8 protein-coding genes are annotated in these 24,592 nt (G+C 32.9%); all 8 read left to right on the top strand.

What is annotated here, in order from left to right; translation table 11 throughout:
* Positions 1–326 precede the first annotated feature (326 nt).
* The 8 genes from AW729_RS10405 to AW729_RS10370 all read left to right on the top strand — a co-directional run bounded on the left by AW729_RS10405 (position 327) and on the right by AW729_RS10370 (position 24,385).
* Positions 327–4,466 (top strand): right-handed parallel beta-helix repeat-containing protein, encoded by a 4,140-nt coding sequence (locus tag AW729_RS10405; protein WP_112125053.1) that lies wholly within the window; start codon positions 327–329, stop codon positions 4,464–4,466.
* Positions 4,467–4,671: 205 nt separating this feature from the next.
* Positions 4,672–7,161 (top strand): right-handed parallel beta-helix repeat-containing protein, encoded by a 2,490-nt coding sequence (locus AW729_RS10400; protein WP_112125052.1) that lies wholly within the window; start codon positions 4,672–4,674, stop codon positions 7,159–7,161.
* Positions 7,162–7,422: 261 nt separating this feature from the next.
* The gene (locus AW729_RS10395; protein ID WP_112125051.1) at positions 7,423–17,037 is read left to right on the top strand and encodes a non-ribosomal peptide synthetase; all 9,615 of its coding nucleotides are present in this window, start codon (positions 7,423–7,425) and stop codon (positions 17,035–17,037) included.
* 32 nt (positions 17,038–17,069) lie between these two features.
* Positions 17,070–18,812 carry an MATE family efflux transporter gene (locus AW729_RS10390; protein WP_112125050.1) on the top strand — a complete coding sequence of 581 codons (1,743 nt, stop codon included), beginning with the start codon at positions 17,070–17,072 and terminating at the stop codon, positions 18,810–18,812.
* A gap of 64 nt (positions 18,813–18,876) precedes the next feature.
* On the top strand, positions 18,877–19,176 hold the full coding sequence (locus AW729_RS10385; protein WP_112125049.1) for an STAS domain-containing protein: 300 nt from the start codon (positions 18,877–18,879) through the stop codon (positions 19,174–19,176).
* A 41-nt stretch (positions 19,177–19,217) separates the two neighbouring features.
* Positions 19,218–19,553 carry an ATP-binding protein gene (locus AW729_RS10380; protein WP_162685897.1) on the top strand — a complete coding sequence of 112 codons (336 nt, stop codon included), beginning with the start codon at positions 19,218–19,220 and terminating at the stop codon, positions 19,551–19,553.
* Positions 19,550–21,439 (top strand): SpoIIE family protein phosphatase, encoded by a 1,890-nt coding sequence (locus tag AW729_RS10375; protein ID WP_112125047.1) that lies wholly within the window; start codon positions 19,550–19,552, stop codon positions 21,437–21,439. Before AW729_RS10380 ends, AW729_RS10375 begins: the two co-directional genes overlap by 4 nt.
* A 459-nt stretch (positions 21,440–21,898) precedes the next feature.
* Positions 21,899–24,385, top strand: coding sequence for a hypothetical protein (locus AW729_RS10370; protein ID WP_112125046.1), 2,487 nt, complete (start codon positions 21,899–21,901; stop codon positions 24,383–24,385).
* The last annotated feature ends 207 nt before the right edge of the window (positions 24,386–24,592 follow it).

The following is a 24,592-nucleotide window of genomic DNA, read 5'->3' as shown; positions in this document are numbered from 1 at the left end:
TCCATTTAACATATCTGTCAGTAAATTATAAGTGAAAAAGAGGATTGAAACTGTTATTTTTCATATTCCTAATTTAAAAAATGAATATTTTACTGATTATCAACTGGCCATAGTAACATTTCAAAAATAAAGCCACAACAAATATAATCCAATTAAAATTTTTTTATCCGAATAAAAAATTTAAAAAATCTATGAAACTGTAATAGTTATTAAAAATTACTTTATAAAAGCATACTTAAAGTTTAATAATTATCCATAATAAATATAGTAGTATTCTTTGGATAATTTTAGAAAAAATAATCCGAGAAAAAGACATAGGTGAAAAGATGAAAGGCATAAATAAATTTTTATTGGTAACAGTAATCTTATTCATGCTTAGCGTTACAGCTGTATCGGCAAGTGACAACATTACTGGCGATACTCAGGATACACTTGATGTTAAAGACAGTAGTGTAACCACCCATACAGCTCAGATATCTGAAAAAACGGATATTCAAGCAAGCACTGATTCCAGTAAAATTAGCAATTCAGAAGATAAAAATATTAAACAAGCACCTGTGGTAACAGTTATAACATCCAAGAATTACAACAATTTCTTTACAAAAGATCCGAAAACAAATCAAACCATCAGTAGTGGTCAAGTAATGGCTGGAGATGTTCTTGACTTACAAGGTGAGTTTAAAGGTGTTAACTTTACCATAGATAAGAAAAACGTAACCATTACCAGCGTAGGAAGAACTGCAAAACTGTACAATTGTTCTGTAAATGTTCAGGGTTTGAATTCACAGGGAAGTCAAGTCCATAACCTAACAATACACAACAATAACCCATATGGTACAGGTATCTATACCAACATCACCAAAAACTTATACATTGCAAATAACACGATACACGTACATGGTGTATTTGCATTTGCAATAGCATGTGATGAGATGAACGAAAGTACCATCATTAACAACACCATCAAAACTACCCAGACAGCAGGAGTAGTCGATATTGGTGATTCAAATTATAACCGTACACACACAGCTTTACCTATGGGTAACTGTTACTTCAACAAGATTGTAAACAATACAGTTTCAAGCGACCGTGCTAATGGTATTTACTTTAGTGCATATGGTTCAGGTTTATTCCGTGGAGGATACTGTGACAATAACATAATTGAGCACAACTATGTAACAGGTGGAAACACATCATGGAGTTATACCATACAGGTTATGGGTAAAAACAACATTATCCACAACAACACGGTAAATCAGGGATATCGTGGTATATCCACACAGGACTTCAAAAACAATACAATCACATACAACAAGGTAAACGCTACGGCACAAGGTATATATGCCTGTGAAGGAGCTATTGTTAAAAACAACGAAGTAAGGGTTAACTTCTCCACAGTAGGTATTGAAACCGGTGGACCGGATGTTGTTATTGAAAACAATAGAATCTACTCAAACAGTGGTGCCGGAATAATTATCGGTTCAAGTAATGTGAATGTAACAAACAATTACATCTTATCCACTGAAGGATATGGTATATACGCCAAAGGTAACCATAAGAACATAAATATTCGAAAAAACAATATTACAAGTGGAAAGACGGGTATTTACTTCAAGAAGCAGTCGTCGAGCAAGAAGGTGAACTATATTACCGTCAAAAACAATGTGATTAGTTCACAGGCAGCCTATGCGATTGACTTTTCAGAAGCCGGTGCCAGAAGTAAAGATGAATCATTTGTAACAGTTGACGAATCCAACGTATTGTCATCCAAAAACGGTAAAGGATTGGAAAAAGCATACTTGGCACCAATTATCGGTTCATCAGCAGAACTTCCGGAATCAAACAAGACATTTGTCATTACAGATTCCAACTATGTACAATACTTTGATGAGGAAGGCATAGCAAATTCAAAGATTAGCAAGAATGATACCGTAATCCTAAAAGGTACCTTCAACAATAAGGATTTCCAATTCCCACAAAAAGTACACTTAATCGGTCAGAACTGTGTAATCAATACAGGTACAATAACATTGCTGGAAGATGCAGATTCATCAACAGTAAAAGACATAAGAATTAACAATAAAAAACCTGGACACATTAACAGACATGGTCTTGAGTTATTAGAGGTGAATAACTGTAACATTACCAATGTAAACATCACTAACTTCGACAATACCGAAAGCTTTGGTATATTCTTATATGTATCATCAGGTAACACCATTACAAACTGTAAAATAAACACTAGCGGAAACCTAGTTAACAATGGTATGTTTATCTATTCATCAGACTTGAATGTGATAAAAAACAACAACATATTCATCAATCAAAGTGCTATCCCATATGAATACTATGATGAAATAATGTTCAACGATAAAATAGGTACCATTAAAGAAATATTACACAATCATGGAATCGTACTTGTATACTCATCATTAAATTCAATAGACCGCAACGTAATCAATACAAAATCCGAATTCAAAGGTTATACAAGACCTACTGATGAATGTAAAAACAGTATTGTCGGTATAGACATATACTTCGACAGCCATGAAAACAATGTAACATACAACCAGGTATACATTGACAGTTATGGACCATACGCCTATGGTATGGGAGTATTAGGTGCTCCATGGGGTCAGTCAATACTAACCCACAATGCATCAAACAATACCTTCAGAAAAAACACCGTTAAAGTACTTGGTGGATACTGTACTGAAGGGTTCATTGCCGGATTAAACAGTGTAAACACACTAGTTGATCAGAACACCATAACAATCACGCCAAGAAAAAGCAACAGATACTATGCAGACTATGGATATGGCGTAGTATTCGAATCATGCAGAAACCTAACACTTACAAACAACAACATTACAGCAAAAGGTGCAGCAACATATGCCACTGAATTATACCACACCCATTACAACACAATAGAAAACAACACATTTAAAATAAAAGGTACCCAACCATACGGTGTAGCAAGTGAAGCTTCAACACACAACACCATTAAAGGAAACATCTTCGATATTACACAGAAAGAATACGGTACAATAGTCGGATATGCACATTCAGACTCAATTCCAGCAGGAGACCAGGGAGTATTCCTAAGTAAAAAATCACACAACAACTCAGTAACTGCAAACACAATTAAAACCAACGCACAATGGCCAGTATACATAGATTATGACAGCGTACAAAACAATGTGACAAACAACTCATTACAAGGAAATAAAACCTTCGGTGACAAGGCAGTTAAAAACGAATCCAAAGCATTGATTCAAAACAACTACCTATACCCAATAAAATGTAGTGCTAAAAATGTTGATGGACAGGTAGGTGGAAAAATCACCCTTGTTGCATACATGAGCTCAAGAACAAAAGACGTGTCAAATGTAACTGCAACATTCAGACTCGGTGGTACCACTGTAGGAACAAGTAAGATTACAGATGGCAAAGCAACAATAACTTATAGCATTCCTAATTACTGGAGAGCAGGTAACTATGATATTATCGTAGTTATGGGCGGTACAAACTTCCAGAACTCAACTGCACGTGCAACCGCAGCAATAACCAAAAATGCAACAAAAACAGTCATAACAGCAAACAAAGTACTTGGAACACCGGGTTCAACTGTTCAGATAAATGCAACGGTTAAAGATAACCTTGGAAACAATATGAACGGTAAAGTGGACATCATATTAAACGGCACCAAACTTGCAACAAAAACATTGACAGACGGTAAAATAACACATTCATACAAAATACCATCAAACAGTCCTATTACAACACTTCCACTGGTAATCAAATACTATGGTAACGATCAATTTGCAGAAAGCAATATTTCAACGATACTTGGTATTCAAAATCAGGTTGTAGCATCCGTTTACAACTCAAACGGTACAGTGGGTTCACCTATCACATTCAAAGCAAAATTCACCCAAAACGGTAAAGCATTAACAAGTGGAAAAGTAGCAGTTAAAATCAATGGATTGACTATCGGTACAACAAACATCGTTAATGGAATAGCAACATACAACTATGTCATACCAGTCGGTTACAGCGTATTCCAGAAACACGTCGTACAGTTTGTATACGGTGGAACAGACACATTAACCTCTGCAAGAGCAGAAAGGGCATTTGATGTATATCCAATGAAAACTGTAATTCAACTTAACAAAACAACTGCCAAAGTCGGTCAAAACATTACCATGAAAGTACGTATTACCAACGAATCCTTAACACACAATGCCGTATCAGGTAAAGTGGCACTTAAAATCAAAGGAGTAACTGTTAAAGATGCTAATGGAAATCCAATAGTAGCGGTTCCACAGAATGGTATAGTAACTATTAAGATACCAATTACAAAATCATTAATCGGTAAAAATACCATTACTGTTACTTACAGTGGTAACAACAGACTAACCGGTGCAAGAGTAGACTTTAAAGACATATTAGTGGTTACCAATTAACCACCATTATCTTTTTTTCTTTTTAAATTATTTACAACTTCAATCTTAAACCCCAAAGATGCAAAATAAATAATCAACTAATTTTGAACCAATTCTAAATAAATAAGTAATTATGCATAAATTAATATTATTAAAAATCATAATATGTATTATATAAAGTCTTTTAAAATAATCATATGCTGATAAAAGAAGCAGGAGTTAATCTATGAATAAAAATACAGATAAGATAATCCTATTAATATCGCTATTAATACTTATTTTAGGTATATCCACAGTATCAGCCAGTCAAATGAATCCAGAGGACTATGGCGAAGTAGATGATATTGATTCAAATTCACAGGATATTAACATTCAGGATACATCCATACCCATGGATACACAGGATGAGTTAAAAACACGACAAGAGACTACAAGCATAAACAAAGAATCAAAAAATATTAAAAAAGCAACCTATAACGTCGATGAAACAAATATTGGAAGATATTTCGATTTAGGAGATGGATCAACGACCAAAAATGTTAAGGAAAACGATACCATAATCCTATCCGGAACATTTAAGGACATGGAGTTCTACATAGACAAGGTTGGATTGAAGGTTATAGGAAATAATGCAAAACTTACTGGCGGACAGATAATAATATCGGATGAAGCCGGAAATAACCTGTTATCAAACATTACAATCACGACAACCGATTATGATAATGCAATTCTGAATCTGGCAGAAAACACCAATATCACAAACAATAAGGTTACACTGAAAAATGCCGATGGCGTGACCGAAGGCATACGTAATGAAGCAAAAAATGTAATAATAGTAAATAACATCGTGAATGTGGAAGGACCATCAAAGAACATTAACTTTGATGATGCAGAACGTAAAAATATGGCATTTACCTTTGGAATAGTTAACCAAGCAAACAATACCCTTATTGAAAATAATACCGTTACTGCAAAAAAACATAAAGATGCCGTTGATGAATTTACAGGTACAATAGATGCGATAGAAGTACAGGGATATCCTGAAGAAATCATATCCAATGTAACAATCAAAAATAATAATGTACATGTAAGCGATGCAAGATTTGTATATGGAATCAATGTCTTAAACTCCATAGACAACATCAAAGTATTGGACAATAATATCACTGCCACAAGTATCAGATATAGCAATGGCATACAATTAGGTGATAAAGCTACCAACTGTCTGATTCAAAACAATAAGGTTGATGCAAGAATCATCAACGCCACACCTGATGAAGATACTGTAAGCTTTGGAATAATAGCAACAAATACAGTGGCAAGTGGAACGGAAAACATAACCATAAAAAACAATGATGTGAAAATAGATGCACAAATCGGATATGCATTTGAAATATACAACGTCCACAATAGCAACATAGATTCCAATACAATGAACGTAAGTGGTGAATATGCCATGGGTATCGGACTATCCGGTTCTAAAAACAGCAACATAACAAACAATGAAATGACATTAAGCGGAAACAGTGCCCGAAATTCTACCCTCGCAGAGTACATTCCCCCATCCAATAACGGTATTCATATACAGGAAGCATCCGACAACATAATAGTTAAAGACAATAAAGTCAGAGCAACAGACCGCAACAATAATTCCAAAGCAGTTTATATAAGAAACTGCGATAACGTTAACGTATTCAATAACGACTTGGTTGCAGATAATCTGTATGGAGATAATTCTGTGGTAAGTACCAATTCAAGTAAGACCACCATCAAAAATAACACATCTCCATTTGATAAAAAAGATGCCATTATCACAATCCAGGCACCTAAAAAGGTTGACACAGGAAAAACAATCAAAATCAACCTAACAATAACCGACACTGCCAAAAAAGCAGTAAACGGAACAGCAGTAGTTAAAATAAACGGATTAAGCATAAAAGACATCAACACACAGACATCCGCAATAACCATCAAAAACGGTAAAGGTACTCTTACAATGACACTTGCAAGCTACAGTGGAAAAGAATACACAGTAACAGCAATATTCTCAAAAACAGGATTCAACAGAGCAGAAAACAGCACCAAAATGACAGTTAACAAAGGAACATACAAAACATTCACAATAAAACTAAACGGAACAAGCGAACAAAAAATCAGAATCAAACAAACACTAACAGACACCAACGGAAACAAAATCTACGGAAACACACAAGTAGCAATAAAACTAGGAGACAGAACAGTAAAAACACTCACAGTATCAAACTCAATACTTGACACCGAAATAATCGTACCCTACCTACCACCTGGTGAAAACAAATTCAAAATAACCCTCGGTGAAAACTACAGATACAACACAAAAGTCATCAACTCAACAATAAACATATCCAAACAGGACGTAGTTGTAAAAATAAACCCTATCAAAGCAACACCAGGTAAAACAGTAAATCTAACGGCAACATTAACCAACAAAAACACCAAAACACCAGTCATAAGTGGAAAATATGTCTTCAAAGTAAATGGAAAAACCGTACCAATAGTCACGGAATTCTTCGAGGAAATATACACAACCAAAAACATAACAAAAGGACTGGCAAAATGGGAATACACAATACCAAACTACATGAACCCTGGAGTATATGAAATAACAATTAACTACAACGGAAACACACAATCCAATCCAATCAAATACTCATCCAAATCATTGACGATATCATAGACAATACTTAATTTTTAAATGAGTTAAACATTCATCTCCCATTTTTTCTTTTTTATGGTTAATTGTTAAATATCCCTCTTTTAATTACGGCTATGTAAACATTCATCATTACAATTACATTATCATATCAAATTCATTTATTTCTATTTATAACACCAATCATTATAAAAAACCATTGTATAAAGGTTTATCAATAAAATAATTCATATTTAAATATTTGATTAAACATAAACTTAATTAATAAATGATTATGGGATACATATGAAAATTGATAAACCAGACAATACTTATACATTGATAAATTCATTCGATTATCCGACAACAATTTCACCCGATGTAAAAGATAGCCAAACAAGTTATTTAACATCAACAATTGAATACCAGGATAAAATTAATGAGTTAACAGACAAATATGAAATGGCAAAAGATAACATATTACTTGCAATATTCATATTTAATCTTGTAAAATTCTCTTTTTCAAAAGATATTCTGATAACTTATAACAGACAAGCAGCAGGATATCATTTCAATACAAATTTATCTGTAAGTGAATATCTCACTGATTTTAAAACAAAATACAATGATTATTCCGATGATGAAGAAATAAACTTTGAAAGCGAAATTTTATTTGCAACAAGTGACTATTCAAAGGAAAGTTATAAATTCATATTATCATACGACGATGAAAAGATAATTGTGGAATATGACTCCTCATCCTATTCAAAAGAACTAATTGATGCATTTTTACATGCTTTAAATGTATTGATTGCTAAGTTCAACAATGAAAATGAATTATTGAAAAACATTTCTATTGTTGAAGAGATGGATATGGATGAAGATTTTAAAATCGAACTGGCCAATGAAGGATTGATTAATAAGATATTTGAAAATGCAGTCAAAGAAAATCCTGATAAGACAATATTATATGCAGAGGATGGTAATTTCACATATTCCCAATTAAATAGTAAAGCAAATAAGATTGCCAATGGATTAATACAAAGAGGCGTGCAAGTTGAAGACAAAGTAATGTTCATGATGAAACGAAACAGCGACCTGATAGCTACAGTACTGGGAATTGTTAAAGCAGGAGCGGCATTTATACCAATTGATCCAAAATATCCTGAAAAAAGGATAAATCAGATACTTGAAGATAGTGATTCAAGATATGTTATAACAAGTAAGGATATTGACTATGATGGCGAAAATAGAATAAATGTAGAGGAACTATTAAATAACAATGACGACAGTAATCCCCCTGTTAATTTAAATCCGGATAATCTGTGTTTCCTAATTTACACATCCGGTTCTACAGGCAAACCTAAAGGAGTTATGATTACCCATAGGGGAATATCAAACTACATTGCCAATGTAGAGGAAAATCAGCCAATATATCAACTCAATCATGCATGTGAAAAATTCATATCAATTTCAACCGTATCTTTTATAGTATTCCTAAGGGAAATCTTTGGTACTATCTTAAATGGACTGCCTGTGGTATTTGCTAATGATGAGGAATCAATCAATCCACTTAAACTGGTTAAATTATTTGAAAAGACTGCCGCGGATGGTTTTGGATCCACACCAACAAGATTGCTCGAGTACTTGGAACTTAAGGAAATTCAGGAAGCTGTCAAAAAGTGTAAAATAATCATTGTAGGTGGAGAGTCATTCCCACCTGTATTATATGATAACTTATCCAAGTATACCGACGCTTTAATATATAATTCATATGGACCTACAGAAGTTACAATTGCATCACATTACAAGTTAATGGATAATCCTAATGTTACCGCCGGTTGGTCTATGCTAAATGTAGTTGATAAAATCATGGATATTGATGGAAATCAACTCCCCCCGTATGTTACCGGTGAAATTTATGTAGGTGGAGCGGGAATAGCAAGAGGATATCTTAACAATCAAGAACAGACCGATAAAGTATTTTCCACAATAAACAACATCCCCTACTATAATACCGGAGACTTAGGTAAAAAAGATAAGTATGGAGAACTGTATGTTTTAGGAAGAAATGACACCCAGATTAAGCTTAGAGGTTTAAGAATAGAACTATCCGAAATAGAGACTGCCATCAGTAACTATGAAAACATCACATTAAGCAAAGTAATGGTTAAAAAGGTAAATGATGTGGAACACTTATGTGCATATTACACTGCAAGTAATGAGATTGACATAAATAAACTCAAGGAACAACTAGGCCTAACTCTTCCGGATTATATGGTTCCATCATATTATACCCAACTTGATACATTCCCTAAAACGCCAAACGGTAAGATTAATTTCAAGAAACTACCCGAACCAGTTGTAACAGATGAGGAAATCATACTGCCTAGAAATAATATTGAAGAAGAGATATATTCAATTGTATCCAAAATCATGAACACTGACAAATTCGGAGTCAATACCAATCTTTTCAGCATTGGTTTAACATCATTATCCGTTATCAAACTGATAACCCATCTGTATAAAAATCTTAAGATAGAATTAAATGTGACCGATATTTTAAAATACAGAACCATTGAAGAAATCGCATCCCAGATAAGCAGTCAAGAAAAAGTCGAATATGAAAAACAGGAATATTACCCTTTAACATCAAACCAATTGGGAGTATACTTTGATTGTATGAAAAACCCTGACAGCTTAACATACAATCTGCCAAAGATGATGAGATACACACATGAAATCAACCCGGACAAACTTAAATCATCAATCATCCAGGCCATAAATAATCATCCATATCTCAAAACACAAATTGTAATGAAAGATGGAACAATCTATCAAAAAAGAGATGATGACTCAAATATCAATGAATTAATCCAGATAACCGATGAGCTTAATGTAAATGAGTTTGTAAGGCCGTTTAAACTTGATGAAGAAAAGTTGTTCAGATTCCAGATTGTGGAAAAAAATATGTTACTTGCCGATTTCCATCATTTGATAGTGGATGGAATATCCCTAAATATACTCTTTGATGAAATAGCCAGGATATATGATGACAAGGATTACGAATTAGAACAAATGGATGGTTATGAATATACACTGAATGAATTGAAGATGGAAGAATCCCATAAGTTCAATGAAGCTAAAAAATTCTTTGAAGATAAAATCAAAGACTTTGATGAAGCAACCGTTATTCCTCAAGACATTAATGGTGATGAAAATTTAGCAAATGTTAAAGTTAAGGACATCTTATTTAATCAGGATAAGATAGATAATTTCTGTCATGAAAATAACATCAGTCAAAATAACCTATTCCTATCTGTGGTATCACTGGTACTTTCAAAGTTTGTATATAATAAAGATCTGTTAATAGCTACAATTTCAAATGGCAGATTTAATCCATATCAGGAAAAAACACTGGCAATGATGGTTAAAACCCTTCCACTTGCATTAAATTTAGACAGTTCATTTACCATAGAGCAATATCTACATTATATTAACAATCAATGGTTGGATGTTCTTGCAAACTCATCATATCCGTTGACTAGAATTTCTGATGAACTTAACATAACACCCGAAATATTATATGCCTATCAAGGAAAAATTATTGAAGATATACATATGGATGGAATGACCATTAAAAGAGAAGCTATAGGAGATTCAGGAGTCAAGTTCAAGATAATGATAAATGTAGAAGAGATAGATGATAAATATAACATCAACTGTGAATACAACGATCAATTATACTCAGATGAATACATTGACATACTACTTAACTCCATAAGAATTGTAGTTGAAAAATTCATAACACTGTACAACAATACACAATTAAAAGAGATATCCATTACCGAAGAGGATAACTGGACACCAACTGATCTTGAATACATTGATATTGGAGAAAAAAGGGTAAATAAGATTTTTGAATCATGTGTAGAAGAAAATGGTGATGATGTAGCAGTATATGCATGTGATGGCAGATACACATTTAACCAATTGAATAACAAGGCAAACAGAATAGCAAATGCACTTATAAAAAAGGGAGTTAATATTGAAGACAAGGTTATGATAATACTCAAAAGAAACAGTAACTTCATAGCATCAATGTTTGGAATATTAAAGGCAGGAGCTGCATTCATACCAATAGACTCAGACTATCCTAAAGACAGAATAGAACACGTTTTAAGAGACAGTAATTCCAAATACATCATAACAGATGAAATAATAAAGATTAAAAATTTAGATTTAAGCGAATACAACAATTACTTGTTAAATATAAATGATTTGCTGGAAGAGGAAAACACCAAAAATCCGGAAACCAATGTGACCGAATCCAACCTAGCATATCTGATATATACTTCAGGTTCAACGGGACTACCTAAGGGAGTAATGCTGGAACATCAAAACCTGGCAAACTTCACGTACCCACACCCAGATAATGTGTACACATATGAACTGGCAACAAACTACAAAAAAGAAGACTACAGGGTACTGTCAACAATCACAGTAGCATTCGACGTATTCCTGGAAGAAACAATGTGTTCATTGCTGAATGGAGTGCCTATAGTACTGGCTGATGACAACACATATAAAGACCCTAAAGCCACCATGGAACTTGTTGAAAAATACAAAGCAAACGTTTATACTGCAACCCCTTCAAGAATACTCCAATATCTGCAGATTAAACAGATAAGAAAGGACATGCTTAAGTTTAAAGTATATGCTATAGCAGGAGAACCATTCCCTAACAGATTATACGAGGATTTAAGTGCAAATACTGATGCCCATATATTCAATGTATATGGACCAACGGAAACCACAATAAGTTGTAACACAGCATTACTTAGCAACAATAACATCACAGTTGGAAAGGAACTATTTAATGTCAAAGAACAGATAATGGATCTTGACTCAAATCCACTGCCAACAAATGTTATTGGTGAGCTGTACATAGCAGGTTTAGGTGTGTCACGTGCATATCACAATCGTCCTGAAAACAATGCCAAATCATACACGACAATAAACGACATCAGATATTATAAGTCAGGAGACCTTGCAAAAAGAGGTTTAGATGGACAAATATATGTTTATGGAAGATTAGACAATCAGATTAAACTTAGAGGTTTGAGAATTGAAATTGGAGAAATTGAATCAGCCATATCCAAATGTGAAGCAATAAAAGATGTTGCCGTTGTGGTAAGAAACATTAATGATAACGATTACTTATGTGCCTACTACACAGTTTATGAGGAATACAAGAAAGATGATGAGTATTCTATCGACATAGACAAGCTCAGGGAAAAATTAGAAGATTCATTGGTCTATTATATGATTCCAACGTTCTTTACTGAATTAGATAAATTCCCTAGAACGCCAAATGATAAAGTTGACTTGAAGAACTTGCCAGAACCACAGACAGACATTGATAATTACAAGAACCCAAGCAATGAAATTGAAGAAAAACTATGGGACATCATCTCAGAAATTCTGAATATATCCTCATTCGGTGTGGATACCGACCTGTTTACCATAGGTCTAACCTCATTAACCATGATGCAAGTAGTATCTGAGATTTATGAGGAATTTAAAACCCAACTGATGATAACTCAAGTAATGAAAAGCAAGACCATAGAAAAAATTTCAATGCTAATCAAAGAGGACAAAATAGAAGAATATGATACACAAAATATGTATCCGTTAACCCCTAATCAATTGGGAGTATATTTCGAGTGCGTTAAAAAACCGGAAGATTTATCATACAACATGCCGATTAAAATTGAATTTGGTAGTGAAATCGACCCTCATAAATTAAAATCAGCGATTATAACAGCCATCAATAATCATCCATATCTAAAAACCAGGATAATCATGAATGATGGAGAAGTATATCAGGAAAGAAGAGATAACCTTACAATAGACGAATTTGTTGAAATAACGGATGATCCTGCGGATGAAGACAACTTTGTAAAAACATTTGTACTTGATGAAGGCCCATTATTCCGCTTTAAAATATGTGAAAATACCACATTGCTAGCGGATTTCCACCATATCATAATGGATGGTACATCACTTAACATATTCTTTGATGAAATAGCCAAAATCTATGATGACAAAGATTACACAATAGAAGAAATTGACGGATTTGAATATTCATTAAACGAAGCAAAAATAGAAAAATCAAACCTTTATAAAGAGGCCGAACTATTCTTCTTTGATAAAATCAAGGAGTTTGAAGAAGCTACTCTTATTTCTCCTGATTTAAATGGCCAAAAGGAGAATGGAGTATCTCTGGAAAAAACCAGTTATCTTAAAAAGGAGGATATTAACAGATTCTGTGATGAACACAACATCAATCCAAACAATCTATTCATGGCCGTTACATCATTTGTATTATCAAAATTTGTATATAATAAAAATGTATTAATAGCAACCCTTTCCAATGGAAGATACACGAAAGCACAAGAAAAGACTCTGGCAATGATGGTTAAAACATTACCATTAGCATTAAAGTTAAATACAGAACTGTCAATCAGCGATTACTTAAGTTATATAAATGAGGAATGGTTAAACGTATTAACATACTCTTCATATCCATTAACGAAGATTTCCAGCGATTATGATATAACCCCGGAATTCCTTTATACTTATCAGGGTATGATTAATGAAAACATTGAAATAGATTCGAGAAGTGTAAAACGTGAATTTATAGATTATAACTTCTTAAAATTCAATATGGGTGTCCAAATAGAGGATATTGGAGATGAATATAAGGTCATATGTCAATACAACAATGAATTATACTCTGATGATTTGATAAATACCTTTGTAGATAGTTTTAATATAGTGTTAAATAAATTCATCACATACAATGAAAACACTCCATTAAATAGCATTTCAATAGTAGAAAAAGACTGTATATCAATTGATGACATTGAAATCGAAGCAATACCAGAATACAGAATTAATAAAATATTTGAAAACTGTGTCAAAGAAAATAGTGAAGACATGGCATTATATGCCAGTGACGGCACATACACATTCAACCAGCTAAATACGAAGGCAAACAGGATAGCAAATGCACTAATCAAACTAGGCGTTGGTGTAGAAGATAAGGTCATGATTGTTTTAAAAAGAAACAGCAACTTTATTGCATCAATGTTTGGAATATTAAAGGCAGGAGCTGCATTCATACCAATAGACTCAGACTATCCTAAAGACAGAATAGAACACGTACTGACAGACAGTAATTCCAAATACATAATAACGGACGATATCGTTGAAATCAAAAACATTGACTTAAGTGAATATAAAGAACATCTGCTGGATATCAATGATTTATTGGAAGAGGAAAATACATCAAATCCTGAAAGTGATGTTAAAGGGGAAAACTTGGCATACCTGATATATACTTCAGGTTCAACAGGAGTACCTAAGGGAGTAATGCTGGAACATCGAAACCTGGCAAACTTCACGTACCCACACCCAGATAATGTGTACACATATGAACTGGCAACAAACTACAAAAAAGAAGACTACAGAGTACTATCCAATGCCACAGTAGCATTCGATTTATTCCTACATGAACTGATGTGTGCAACATTAAATGGTGTTCCGGTAGTATTTGCCGATGATGATGAATACAAGGACCCTAAAAAGACATTGGATCTTATCAAAAAGTATGATGTTACCGTTTACACTGCTACACCATCACGTTTACTCCAATACCTGGATATAGATGAAATAAAAGATGAAATGTACAAGTTCAAGGTTTATTCCATTGCAGGTGAAGCATTCCCTAAACGCTTATACGAATTGTTAAGAGAAAAGACCGATGCCAAACTATTTAACGTTTATGGTCCGACGGAAACAACCATCAGCTGTAACACCGTGGAACTTAAAAATGAAAACATAACAGTTGGAAAGGCATTGTTTAATGTTCATGAAGAAATTATGGACTATGACTCAAATCCACTTCCTTCAAATGTAATCGGTGAACTATACATTGCAGGTAGTGGTGTGTCACGAGCATACCTCAATCGTCCGGAGAAAAACAAAGAAGCATACACTGAAATAAACAACGTCAGATTCTACAAATCAGGAGACTTTGCAAAAAGAGCAGATGATGGAAATGTTTACATACAGGGACGTTTAGACAATCAGATAAAACTCAGAGGATTAAGAATAGAAATTGGAGAAATTGAATCTGCCATATCTAAGTATGAAGCCATAAAGGATGTTGCAGTTGTTGTACGAAAGATAAAAAACAATCAGCATTTATGTGCATACTTTACCGTTGGTGACAAATACTTTGATGCACACAGAAAATCCAATGAATTCTCATTTGATATTAATGAATTGAAAAAATCATTATCTGAGAAATTAACATATTACATGGTTCCAACAGTATACATGCAACTGGATGAGATGCCACAGACATTAAATGGAAAAACAGATCTTAAGAATCTTCCAGAACCTGAATTAATAAGAAAATATGTTGCTCCTGAAAATGATGTTGAGGCATTCTTTGCCAATGCATTTGCAGAAATATTGGACTTAGACAAGGTAAGCGTAACGGATAATTTCTTCGAGATAGGTGGTACATCACTGCTTGTTACAAAAATTACGATGGCCGCAATAAACAGGAATTATGAAGTCTACTATGGTGACGTGTTTAAAAATCCTACACCAAGACAATTAGCGGATTTCGTATACAATGGTGCGTCAACAAAAGTTGCGGAAGAAAGCAAGTATGATTATGAACAAATAAATAAATTACTTAAAAAGAACAACTTGAAGTATCTTGTCAATAAAGACATGGATGATTCACTTGGAGATATATTGCTTACAGGTGCTACAGGATTTTTAGGAATACACGTATTTAAAGAGCTGATTAATACTCAGGACGGCAATATATATTGTTTCGTAAGATCACATGGAAGTTTATCCGGAGAGGACAGACTCAAGTCATTACTCTTCTATTACTTCTCAGAGGATTATTCGGAATTGTTCGGCAAACGACTGCATGTTATTGAAGCAGACATCACCTCATTTAGTGATTTTGAGAAGATGATGACATATAACGTCGATACCATCATCAACTGTGCAGCTAACGTCAAACACTTCTCCAACAGTACTGATATCGAGGACATTAACCTTGGAGGAGTAATCAATGGACTTAAATTTGCCAAATTAAAAGAATGTAAATATGTGCAGGTTTCCACATATAGTGTTGCCGGTTTAAGTATAGATAACTTCCCACCGGAAGATGAAATATTTACCGAAGATAAACTGTATATTGGTCAAAATCTGGATAATGCTTATCTAAACAGTAAATTCCTTGCTGAACGTGCAATACTTGAAGCGGCAGTTGAAGATGACATGGATGTTAAAATCATGCGTGCCGGTAACCTGATGGCAAGAAGCTCCGACAGTGAATTCCAAATCAATTATCAATCCAATGGATTTATAAACAGACTCAAGGCATTTGTCAATATCGGTAAAATGTCATATGACATGTTGGATAATCCTGTTGAATTCAGCCCTATTGACATTACAGCCAAATCCATTGTTGAATTATCAAAAACACCAAAAGAATGTACGGTATTCCATACATATAATTCACATACTGTAACTTTTGCGGATGTTATCGAGATAATCAGGGATTTAAATATTAATATTGAATGCTGTGAAGAGGAGGAGTATCAGGAAGCACTGCAAGATGCACTTAATGATGAAACCAAACAGGATGCATTATCAGGTATCATCACCAATGTCGGTGAAGGTCAAATTAAAAGCAAATGGCTTCCCGTGGACAATAAATTCACAATCCAATCATTATATCGTATGGGCATAGTATGGCCACTCATTGATAAGGAGTACATCTATAACTTCATCAAGCACCTACGTGATGTGGATTTTTTCTAATCGACGACATACTTTAAGAGGGCGTATTTTGAATGTATAAAAGAAATTATGATTTGATTAATACTAAGTTTAGGGAATTTTTAATTCCCACACTTTTTACTTCAATGGCGGGTAACATCAGTATATTTATAGATTCAATATTGGTTAGCATGCTGATTGGGGTTATAAACCTATCTGTTATGCAGATTATTGAACCCGTTTCAACTTTACTGAATTTACTATATTGGATGATAGGCTTGGGGGGCAGTCTAGTTTGTTCTATAGCAAAGGCGGAATTCGATAACAAAAAAAGTGATGAACTATTCACTTCATCGATAGTGTCCATGATTATTATTGGAATAGTAATTACAGTGATTTGCTTACTGTTTTCCAACAACATACTGCATGTATTATGTTCTTCAGATAGCTTAAGACCATTGGTAGGTCAATTTTTCAAGTACTATATATTAGGTATACCATTCCTGTGCTATATGATGTCAATGAGTTACTTTATACGAGCGGATGGATTTTTAAAGCTTCCATTCATATCACTTGTAATATCAAATGCTAGCAATCTGGTATTAGACGTGATATTCATATCCTACCTGAATCTAGGTTTGGAAGGTGCTGCATTAGCAACCACCACCAGTTTCATTATCGGTTCAATATGCATGTCTACATACTTCTTTAGAAAGTCAAGAACGCTTAAATTTATTAAAATAAGTGTTTTATCAATGATTAAGTACCTGAAGGACATATGTAAGTCAGGGTATTCAACTGCATCAACCCAGTTATATCTTACAATTAAGCTGTATGTAATCAACATAATCCTATTAAACATAGCAGGTGCACTTGGATTAGCTGCATTTAACATGTGCTATAACAGCCTGTTTATCATATCAATATTCATTATTGGAATAGCACAGTCAATGTCACCTATTGTAAGCGTTTATTATAAGGAAAAGGATTACCTTGGAGTGGACTATGTGACTAGCAAGTCTTTGAAGATGATGATAGTGGTAAGCTTAGTCTTTGTTGCAATACTTACAATTTATCCTCAGATATTACTGCTGTTATTTAAGGTAAAAAACCCCGAATATATCCCATATGTAATGAATGCAGTTCGACTATTCTCATTAAGTTTTCTTGCATTGGGAATTAATTTCCTGTATATATTCTATGCACAGGCCATACAAAAGGATAAGATAGCAAATATCATGCAAATTATTGAGGGTTTAATCTTTCCATTGATATCACTTGTAATATTAGTATTTGCATTGGGTGATTTGGGAATATGGCTTTCATTTTTTGTTAGTGAAGTAGCTGTATTGCTATGCATAATCGGATATTCCAGATACATTAACAAAAAAAGCGACGGAAAATATCATGGATTATTCATAAACAAATCATCGGATGAAAAGAACTTCATTGATTACACAATAAATGCCAACATCAAAGAAGCGGTTGGATTATCCGGTGAAATTAACAAATATCTTGGAGATAACCTTGATTCAACCCGTGTAAGTCTTGCAGTGGAAGAAATATTAACAAACATTGTTCAATTAAATGAATCTATGGGAACTATTGATTTATACCTTAAGGATAATGAAGAAGAGATTATCTTATCCATAAAGGATGATGGTGTTGAATATAACCCTGTTATTGAATCAGATCAATTAAAGTTCGATAACATATCCGTATTAAATAAAATAGCAGACAAGATAGATTATACCCGAGTATTAGGTTTAAACAGTACCATAATAACTGTAAAAAAAAATAATTATAAACAAGTATAGACATATAATCATACAATAATCTTTTGTAAATTGTAAAATAAAGATTAAAAAGAGACTGATATAAATGAACATTAATAAGACATATTCTGATAACGATTTAACAGTACAAGTGGAAGGTCGTATAGATACCATTACTTCACAGCAACTAGAAGAATCATTGAATGAAGATATCAAAAACATTGATTCGCTAACATTAGACTTTGAAAAATTAGAATACATTTCAAGTGCTGGACTACGTTTATTAATAGCCACACAAAAGAAATTAAAAAGCACTGACACACCGTTAACAATCATAAATGTTAATGAAACACTAAAAGAGATATTCAGAATGTCAGGGTTTGATAAATTATTGACGATACAATGAAATCCATTAAATTATATCCCAAAATAGAAGAGTTAAATAGATTGAATGAATTTTTCGAAAAAGAATTTAATTTAAATAACTTTGATGTCCGATTAATTATTGAAGAAATATTCGTCAACATAGCCAATTACTCCGAATGCAGCTATATAATAGCAAGTTTTGAGTTGGATGAAAATATGCTGACGATTAAATTCGAAGATGACGGAAATGAATTCAATCCGTTGATAGTTGAATCTCCTGAACTTCCAGACAACATTGAAGATGCAAAAATTGGGGGTTTAGGAATCCATCTGGTAAAAAATCTTGCAGATGAAATGTATTATGAATATAAAGATAACAAAAATCATATGACAATAATAAAAAATGTGAAAATATGAAAGATAAAATAAAAAATTTTATTATACCGTTTATTCTGATGATGATATTTGATTTGGGTTACTTCTATTTAGTTACTGCCCCAAATTTTGGTGGAGAATTAAATCCACATCTGGGAATATTATTTATCTCCGGACTATTCTTCGGTCCATACGGTTGTATAGGTGCTGTAATAGCCAATTTTATCTGTGACTTGTTTAGAGGTTACTCGATACAACTAGCCGTCTTATCTGCTATTGTGAGTTTTTTAGTATCATACTTGGCCTACAAATTATGGTATACTAAGAATCCGAAAAGATTCCCAATTACCAAACCCAGATTGAACAATATATATAACATGATTTATCTGATAATCATGGTAAATGAATGTGGATTGTTATATTCAACATTGACCGCGAACATAATTGAGATGTGCTATCCTGAGTCAATGGGTTTGAATTTCCATATAGGATTACAGTACTTTACAAATTTTGTTAACTATGCATTCCTATTCACTATTATATTCATGTTGATAAGTCAATTAAAGGATTTTTCATATACTCCTGAAATATCTGAAAAAACATACGATGAAAAAAAATATGTAATAATATATTATATAATAGCAATCAGTGTAATTATAAATATTATATCCGATTTTTCATATAATACTTATAATCTTAATATGCTTTTTACAATCGTAACGATAATATTGTTAATCATATACATTAAAAAACCAATCAAATACCTGAACAAGATAGAATATGTATCGATTCCTGAAAAAATAATGAATTACTTCGCCACAGTAACGTTGATAGTATTGGTTGTTGAGATTACGGTAATATTTAGCCCATTAAGAGATGGATTGTCAAGTTTATTAAATTTCATAGCAACAAACCAACAGTATTTGATTATGCTATTGATAATAGATGTGATTATTCTAATGTTTTTCATACCTGCATTGTTAATATTGAAGTATATTGAGGATAAGATTGTAACTCCAATAAAATCATTTTCAACAATAGGAACATTGATTAAAAAACATGAAAAGATAGAATCGGATACCCTATTGGATATTTACTCTGAATATGTGGATCAGGATGATGAAATAGGTATTCTTTCAAGAAGTTATACTGACTTGATTAATTACAACAATGATTATATTGAAAACTTAAAACATCTTGAATCGGAAAAACAACGTATTGAAACAGAATTGAATATTGCACACAACATACAGCTAGCCACATTACCCAAAAACATCATAGACAACAAGCATATCAAAGTAGAAGGTTATTGCAGGGCTGCAAGGGAAGTTGGTGGAGACTTCTATGATTTCTATGAAATCGATGAGGACAATACCATGATTGTCATTGGTGATGCTTCAGGTAAGGGTGTTCCAGTGGCGATAGTTACAATAATTACCCAACAGTCAATTAAACTGCTGATAAAAAATGAACTTAATCCGGGTAAAGTGTTAACTGATGTGAACAATCAGATTTGTGAAAACAATACAGAGATGATGTTTATCACATTATTTTTAGCAATATACAACAATAAAACTCATAAATTAACCTATGCCAATGCAGGCCATACACCTCCAATAATAAAAAACAATGAAAACTATGAATTACTTGATATTGATTCGGAGATAGTGCTAGGAGTATGGGAGGATTATGAGTATACTAATCATGAAATTGAATTGGAAGAGGAAATGATTCTTTATACGGATGGAATTACAGATGCTCAAAATGCCAATGATGAATTATATGGTGAAGAAAGAATATTGCATCATATAAACACAAATAAAAACGGGGACATAATAAATAGTTTAATCTGTGACATAAATAATTTTTCCAAAGACATGGAACAATTTGATGATATGACATTATTAATAATTAAAGTTAAAAAATAATATAAGTACACCCTTAGAAATCATATGCGGAAGGTTTTGACACGACCGACAATAGAACAGATAAATACCATGGCTAAGAGTTAAATTAAACTTAGTTGTGGTACCAATTTATCATAAAATAGATATGGGCAAAAAAGATTAAGAATTCGCCTCGACTTCAAAACATAACATTGATGGATACATCTGCTTTTATATCCTGATGTTATGTCAAATATACTATTTTTTTAAATCAACCCCTAAAAATGAATTACACTAATTTATTATTCATAATACAGGCATTTACTTTTTTTAAAAAGTTTTTCCTTCAATATAAAGTTTTTGAAGTGAATCAGATAATTATAATAAAATATAATAATAAAAACTAGACATAAGTAATATCATATAATCAATTAATTTTTAATATTTTAAAAAAATTATGTCTAATAGATGATTATATTAAATATAAATTAGGTAATTGATATGAATAAAAGAAAAACACTTCTTTTTGTCGTATCCTTAATTGCTTTAATTATCACACTTAGTGCTGTGTCTGCTAGTGATGAAACACAAATATCAACAGATAACATTCAAGTTGAAGCAGATATATCAGACATGAGTATGGATAATAATGTTGATTTGACGACAACAAAACAATCGGATATTGCAAAAGAAACCAAAAATATTAAATCATCAACATATACTGTTAATGATGATAACTATGGACGATATTTCGCCCAAGATGATTGGTCAACGACCAAGATAGTTCAAGCAAATGATACAATCAAACTATCAGGAGAATTTAATGGAAAAAACTTCTTCATAGACAAACCGGGAATCACATTAATTGGAGAAAAAAACTCAATAATTAACAATGGACAAATCTATATAACCGAAGATGCAGGAAACAACACGATAACAAACATTACTATTCTTGATATAAATGTCGACGAATTTAATAGTGCCATATTCAATGAGGCTGAAGGAGTTAAAATAACAAATAACAATATCAGTATAACAAAAACCGATGGCATAACAGAAGGTATAAAAAATGAAGCCAACAATGTACTCATAGCAAACAACAACGTTAAGGTATATGGTCCTGCAAAAGATATCACATGGGGTAGTGGTGACCGTGAAGATTTACCTTACACCTTAGGAATCTTTACCAGTGGTGCTAATTCCACAATCGAAAACAACAAGGTATTTGCCACACTTGCTAAAGATGGAGTAAACGAAAACTATGGTTCAATTGATGGAATAGAAGTACAGGGTGATCCAAGTAGCATACCATCCAACATAACCATCAGAAACAATACAGTTAATGTAACTGAAGGCAGATTCGTTTATGCTATAAACGTGTTAAGATGCCTTGATGATGTAAAAGTAATCAACAACAAAGTATCAGCTTACGGTGAAAGATATGTTGATGGAATTCAGATGGGTAATAGCGTAACCAATTCTTTAATAGCAAATAATGATGTATACGGTTATTGTTTTAACAAAACAGTTTTTACAGATGATAACGAAGCTATAGGATTTGGTATTATCACCACTTGTATGGGTGGTGGACCATCATACAACATAACCGTTAAAAACAATAAGATTGTACTGAACTCCACAATTACATATGGTATTGAAGTATTCAGATGTTCTGACAGTAACTATGACTCCAACAACATAACCGGAGAAGGTTTATATTCAATGGGTATTGGTAGTTCACGTTGTGGAAACAACAACTATACCAATAATGAAATGAACCTGACAGGTAACAGTTTAACTACCGTTAACTATATCGTAGAAGACATCAGACCTGCAAATACAGGTATACATGTACAGATTGAAGCCGATAACACGGTTGTAAGTGGAAATAATATAAAAATATTTGACAAACAGAATAAATCAATAGGCGTATGTGTAGACAATACCAATAATACATGTGTTAAAAACAATGATTTAGTAGCAAATGACCTGTATGGTGACAAGGCTGTTAAAGTAGGTAAAAACCTAAAAAACATCACAGTATTCAACAACACATCCCCATTTGATAAAAAAGATGCCATTATCACAATCCAGGCACCTAAAAAGGTTGACACAGGAAAAACAATCAAAATCAACCTAACAATAACCGACACTGCCAAAAAAGCAGTAAACGGAACAGCAGTAGTTAAAATAAACGGATTAAGCATAAAAGACATCAACACACAGACATCCGCAATAACCATCAAAAACGGTAAAGGTACCCTTACAATGACACTTGCAAGCTACAGTGGAAAAGAATACACAGTAACAGCAATATTCTCAAAAACAGGATTCAACAGAGCAGAAAACAGCACCAAAATGACAGTTAACAAAGGAACATACAAAACATTCACAATAAAACTAAACGGAACAAGTGAACAAAAAATCAGAATCAAACAAACACTAACAGACACCAACGGAAACAAAATCTACGGAAACACACAAGTAGCAATAAAACTAGGAGACAGAACAGTAAAAACACTCACAGTATCAAACTCAATACTTGACACCGAAATAATCGTACCCTACCTACCACCGGGCGAAAACAAATTCAAAATAACCCTCGGTGAAAACTACAGATACAACACAAAAGTCATCAACTCAACAATAAACATATCCAAACAGGACGTAGTTGTAAAAATAAACCCTATCAAAGCAACACCAGGTAAAGCTGTGAACCTAACGGCAACATTAACCAACAAAAACACCAAAACACCAGTCATAAGTGGAAAATATGTCTTCAAAGTAAATGGAAAAACCGTACCATTAATCACGGAATTCTTCGAAGAAGTATACACAACCAAAAACATAACAAAAGGACTGGCAAAATGGGAATACACAATACCAAACTACATGAACCCTGGAGTATATGAGATAACAATTAACTACAACGGAAACACACAATCCAATCCAATCAAATACTCCTCCAAATCATTGACTATCACATAAGTAATTTATTTACTTTCCTAACCTCCAAATTTTTTTGAAAAACGATATTTCTATAATTTCAAAGTAATCATAATTTCCCCCCTATTTTTAAATGAAACATCCAGAACCACATTTAAAAAAAATAACCGATTTTAATGTATTTTATTCTTAGTAATACCCATCAATAAATAAATTATACATACCTTTATTAATATTATTAAACTTATT

Source organism: Methanosphaera sp. BMS (genome assembly GCF_003268005.1).
GTDB lineage: Archaea > Methanobacteriota > Methanobacteria > Methanobacteriales > Methanobacteriaceae > Methanosphaera.
Note: the sequence above shows the minus strand (reverse complement) of the source record. Positions and strands in the feature narration are given on the sequence as shown.

Coding starts and splice junctions, on each gene's coding strand:
- AW729_RS10405 (WP_112125053.1), top strand. CDS start 327: ATGAAAGGCATAAATAAATTTTTATTGGTAACAGTAATCTTATTCATG.
- AW729_RS10400 (WP_112125052.1), top strand. CDS start 4,672: ATGAATAAAAATACAGATAAGATAATCCTATTAATATCGCTATTAATA.
- AW729_RS10395 (WP_112125051.1), top strand. CDS start 7,423: ATGAAAATTGATAAACCAGACAATACTTATACATTGATAAATTCATTC.
- AW729_RS10390 (WP_112125050.1), top strand. CDS start 17,070: ATGTATAAAAGAAATTATGATTTGATTAATACTAAGTTTAGGGAATTT.
- AW729_RS10385 (WP_112125049.1), top strand. CDS start 18,877: ATGAACATTAATAAGACATATTCTGATAACGATTTAACAGTACAAGTG.
- AW729_RS10375 (WP_112125047.1), top strand. CDS start 19,550: ATGAAAGATAAAATAAAAAATTTTATTATACCGTTTATTCTGATGATG.
- AW729_RS10370 (WP_112125046.1), top strand. CDS start 21,899: ATGAATAAAAGAAAAACACTTCTTTTTGTCGTATCCTTAATTGCTTTA.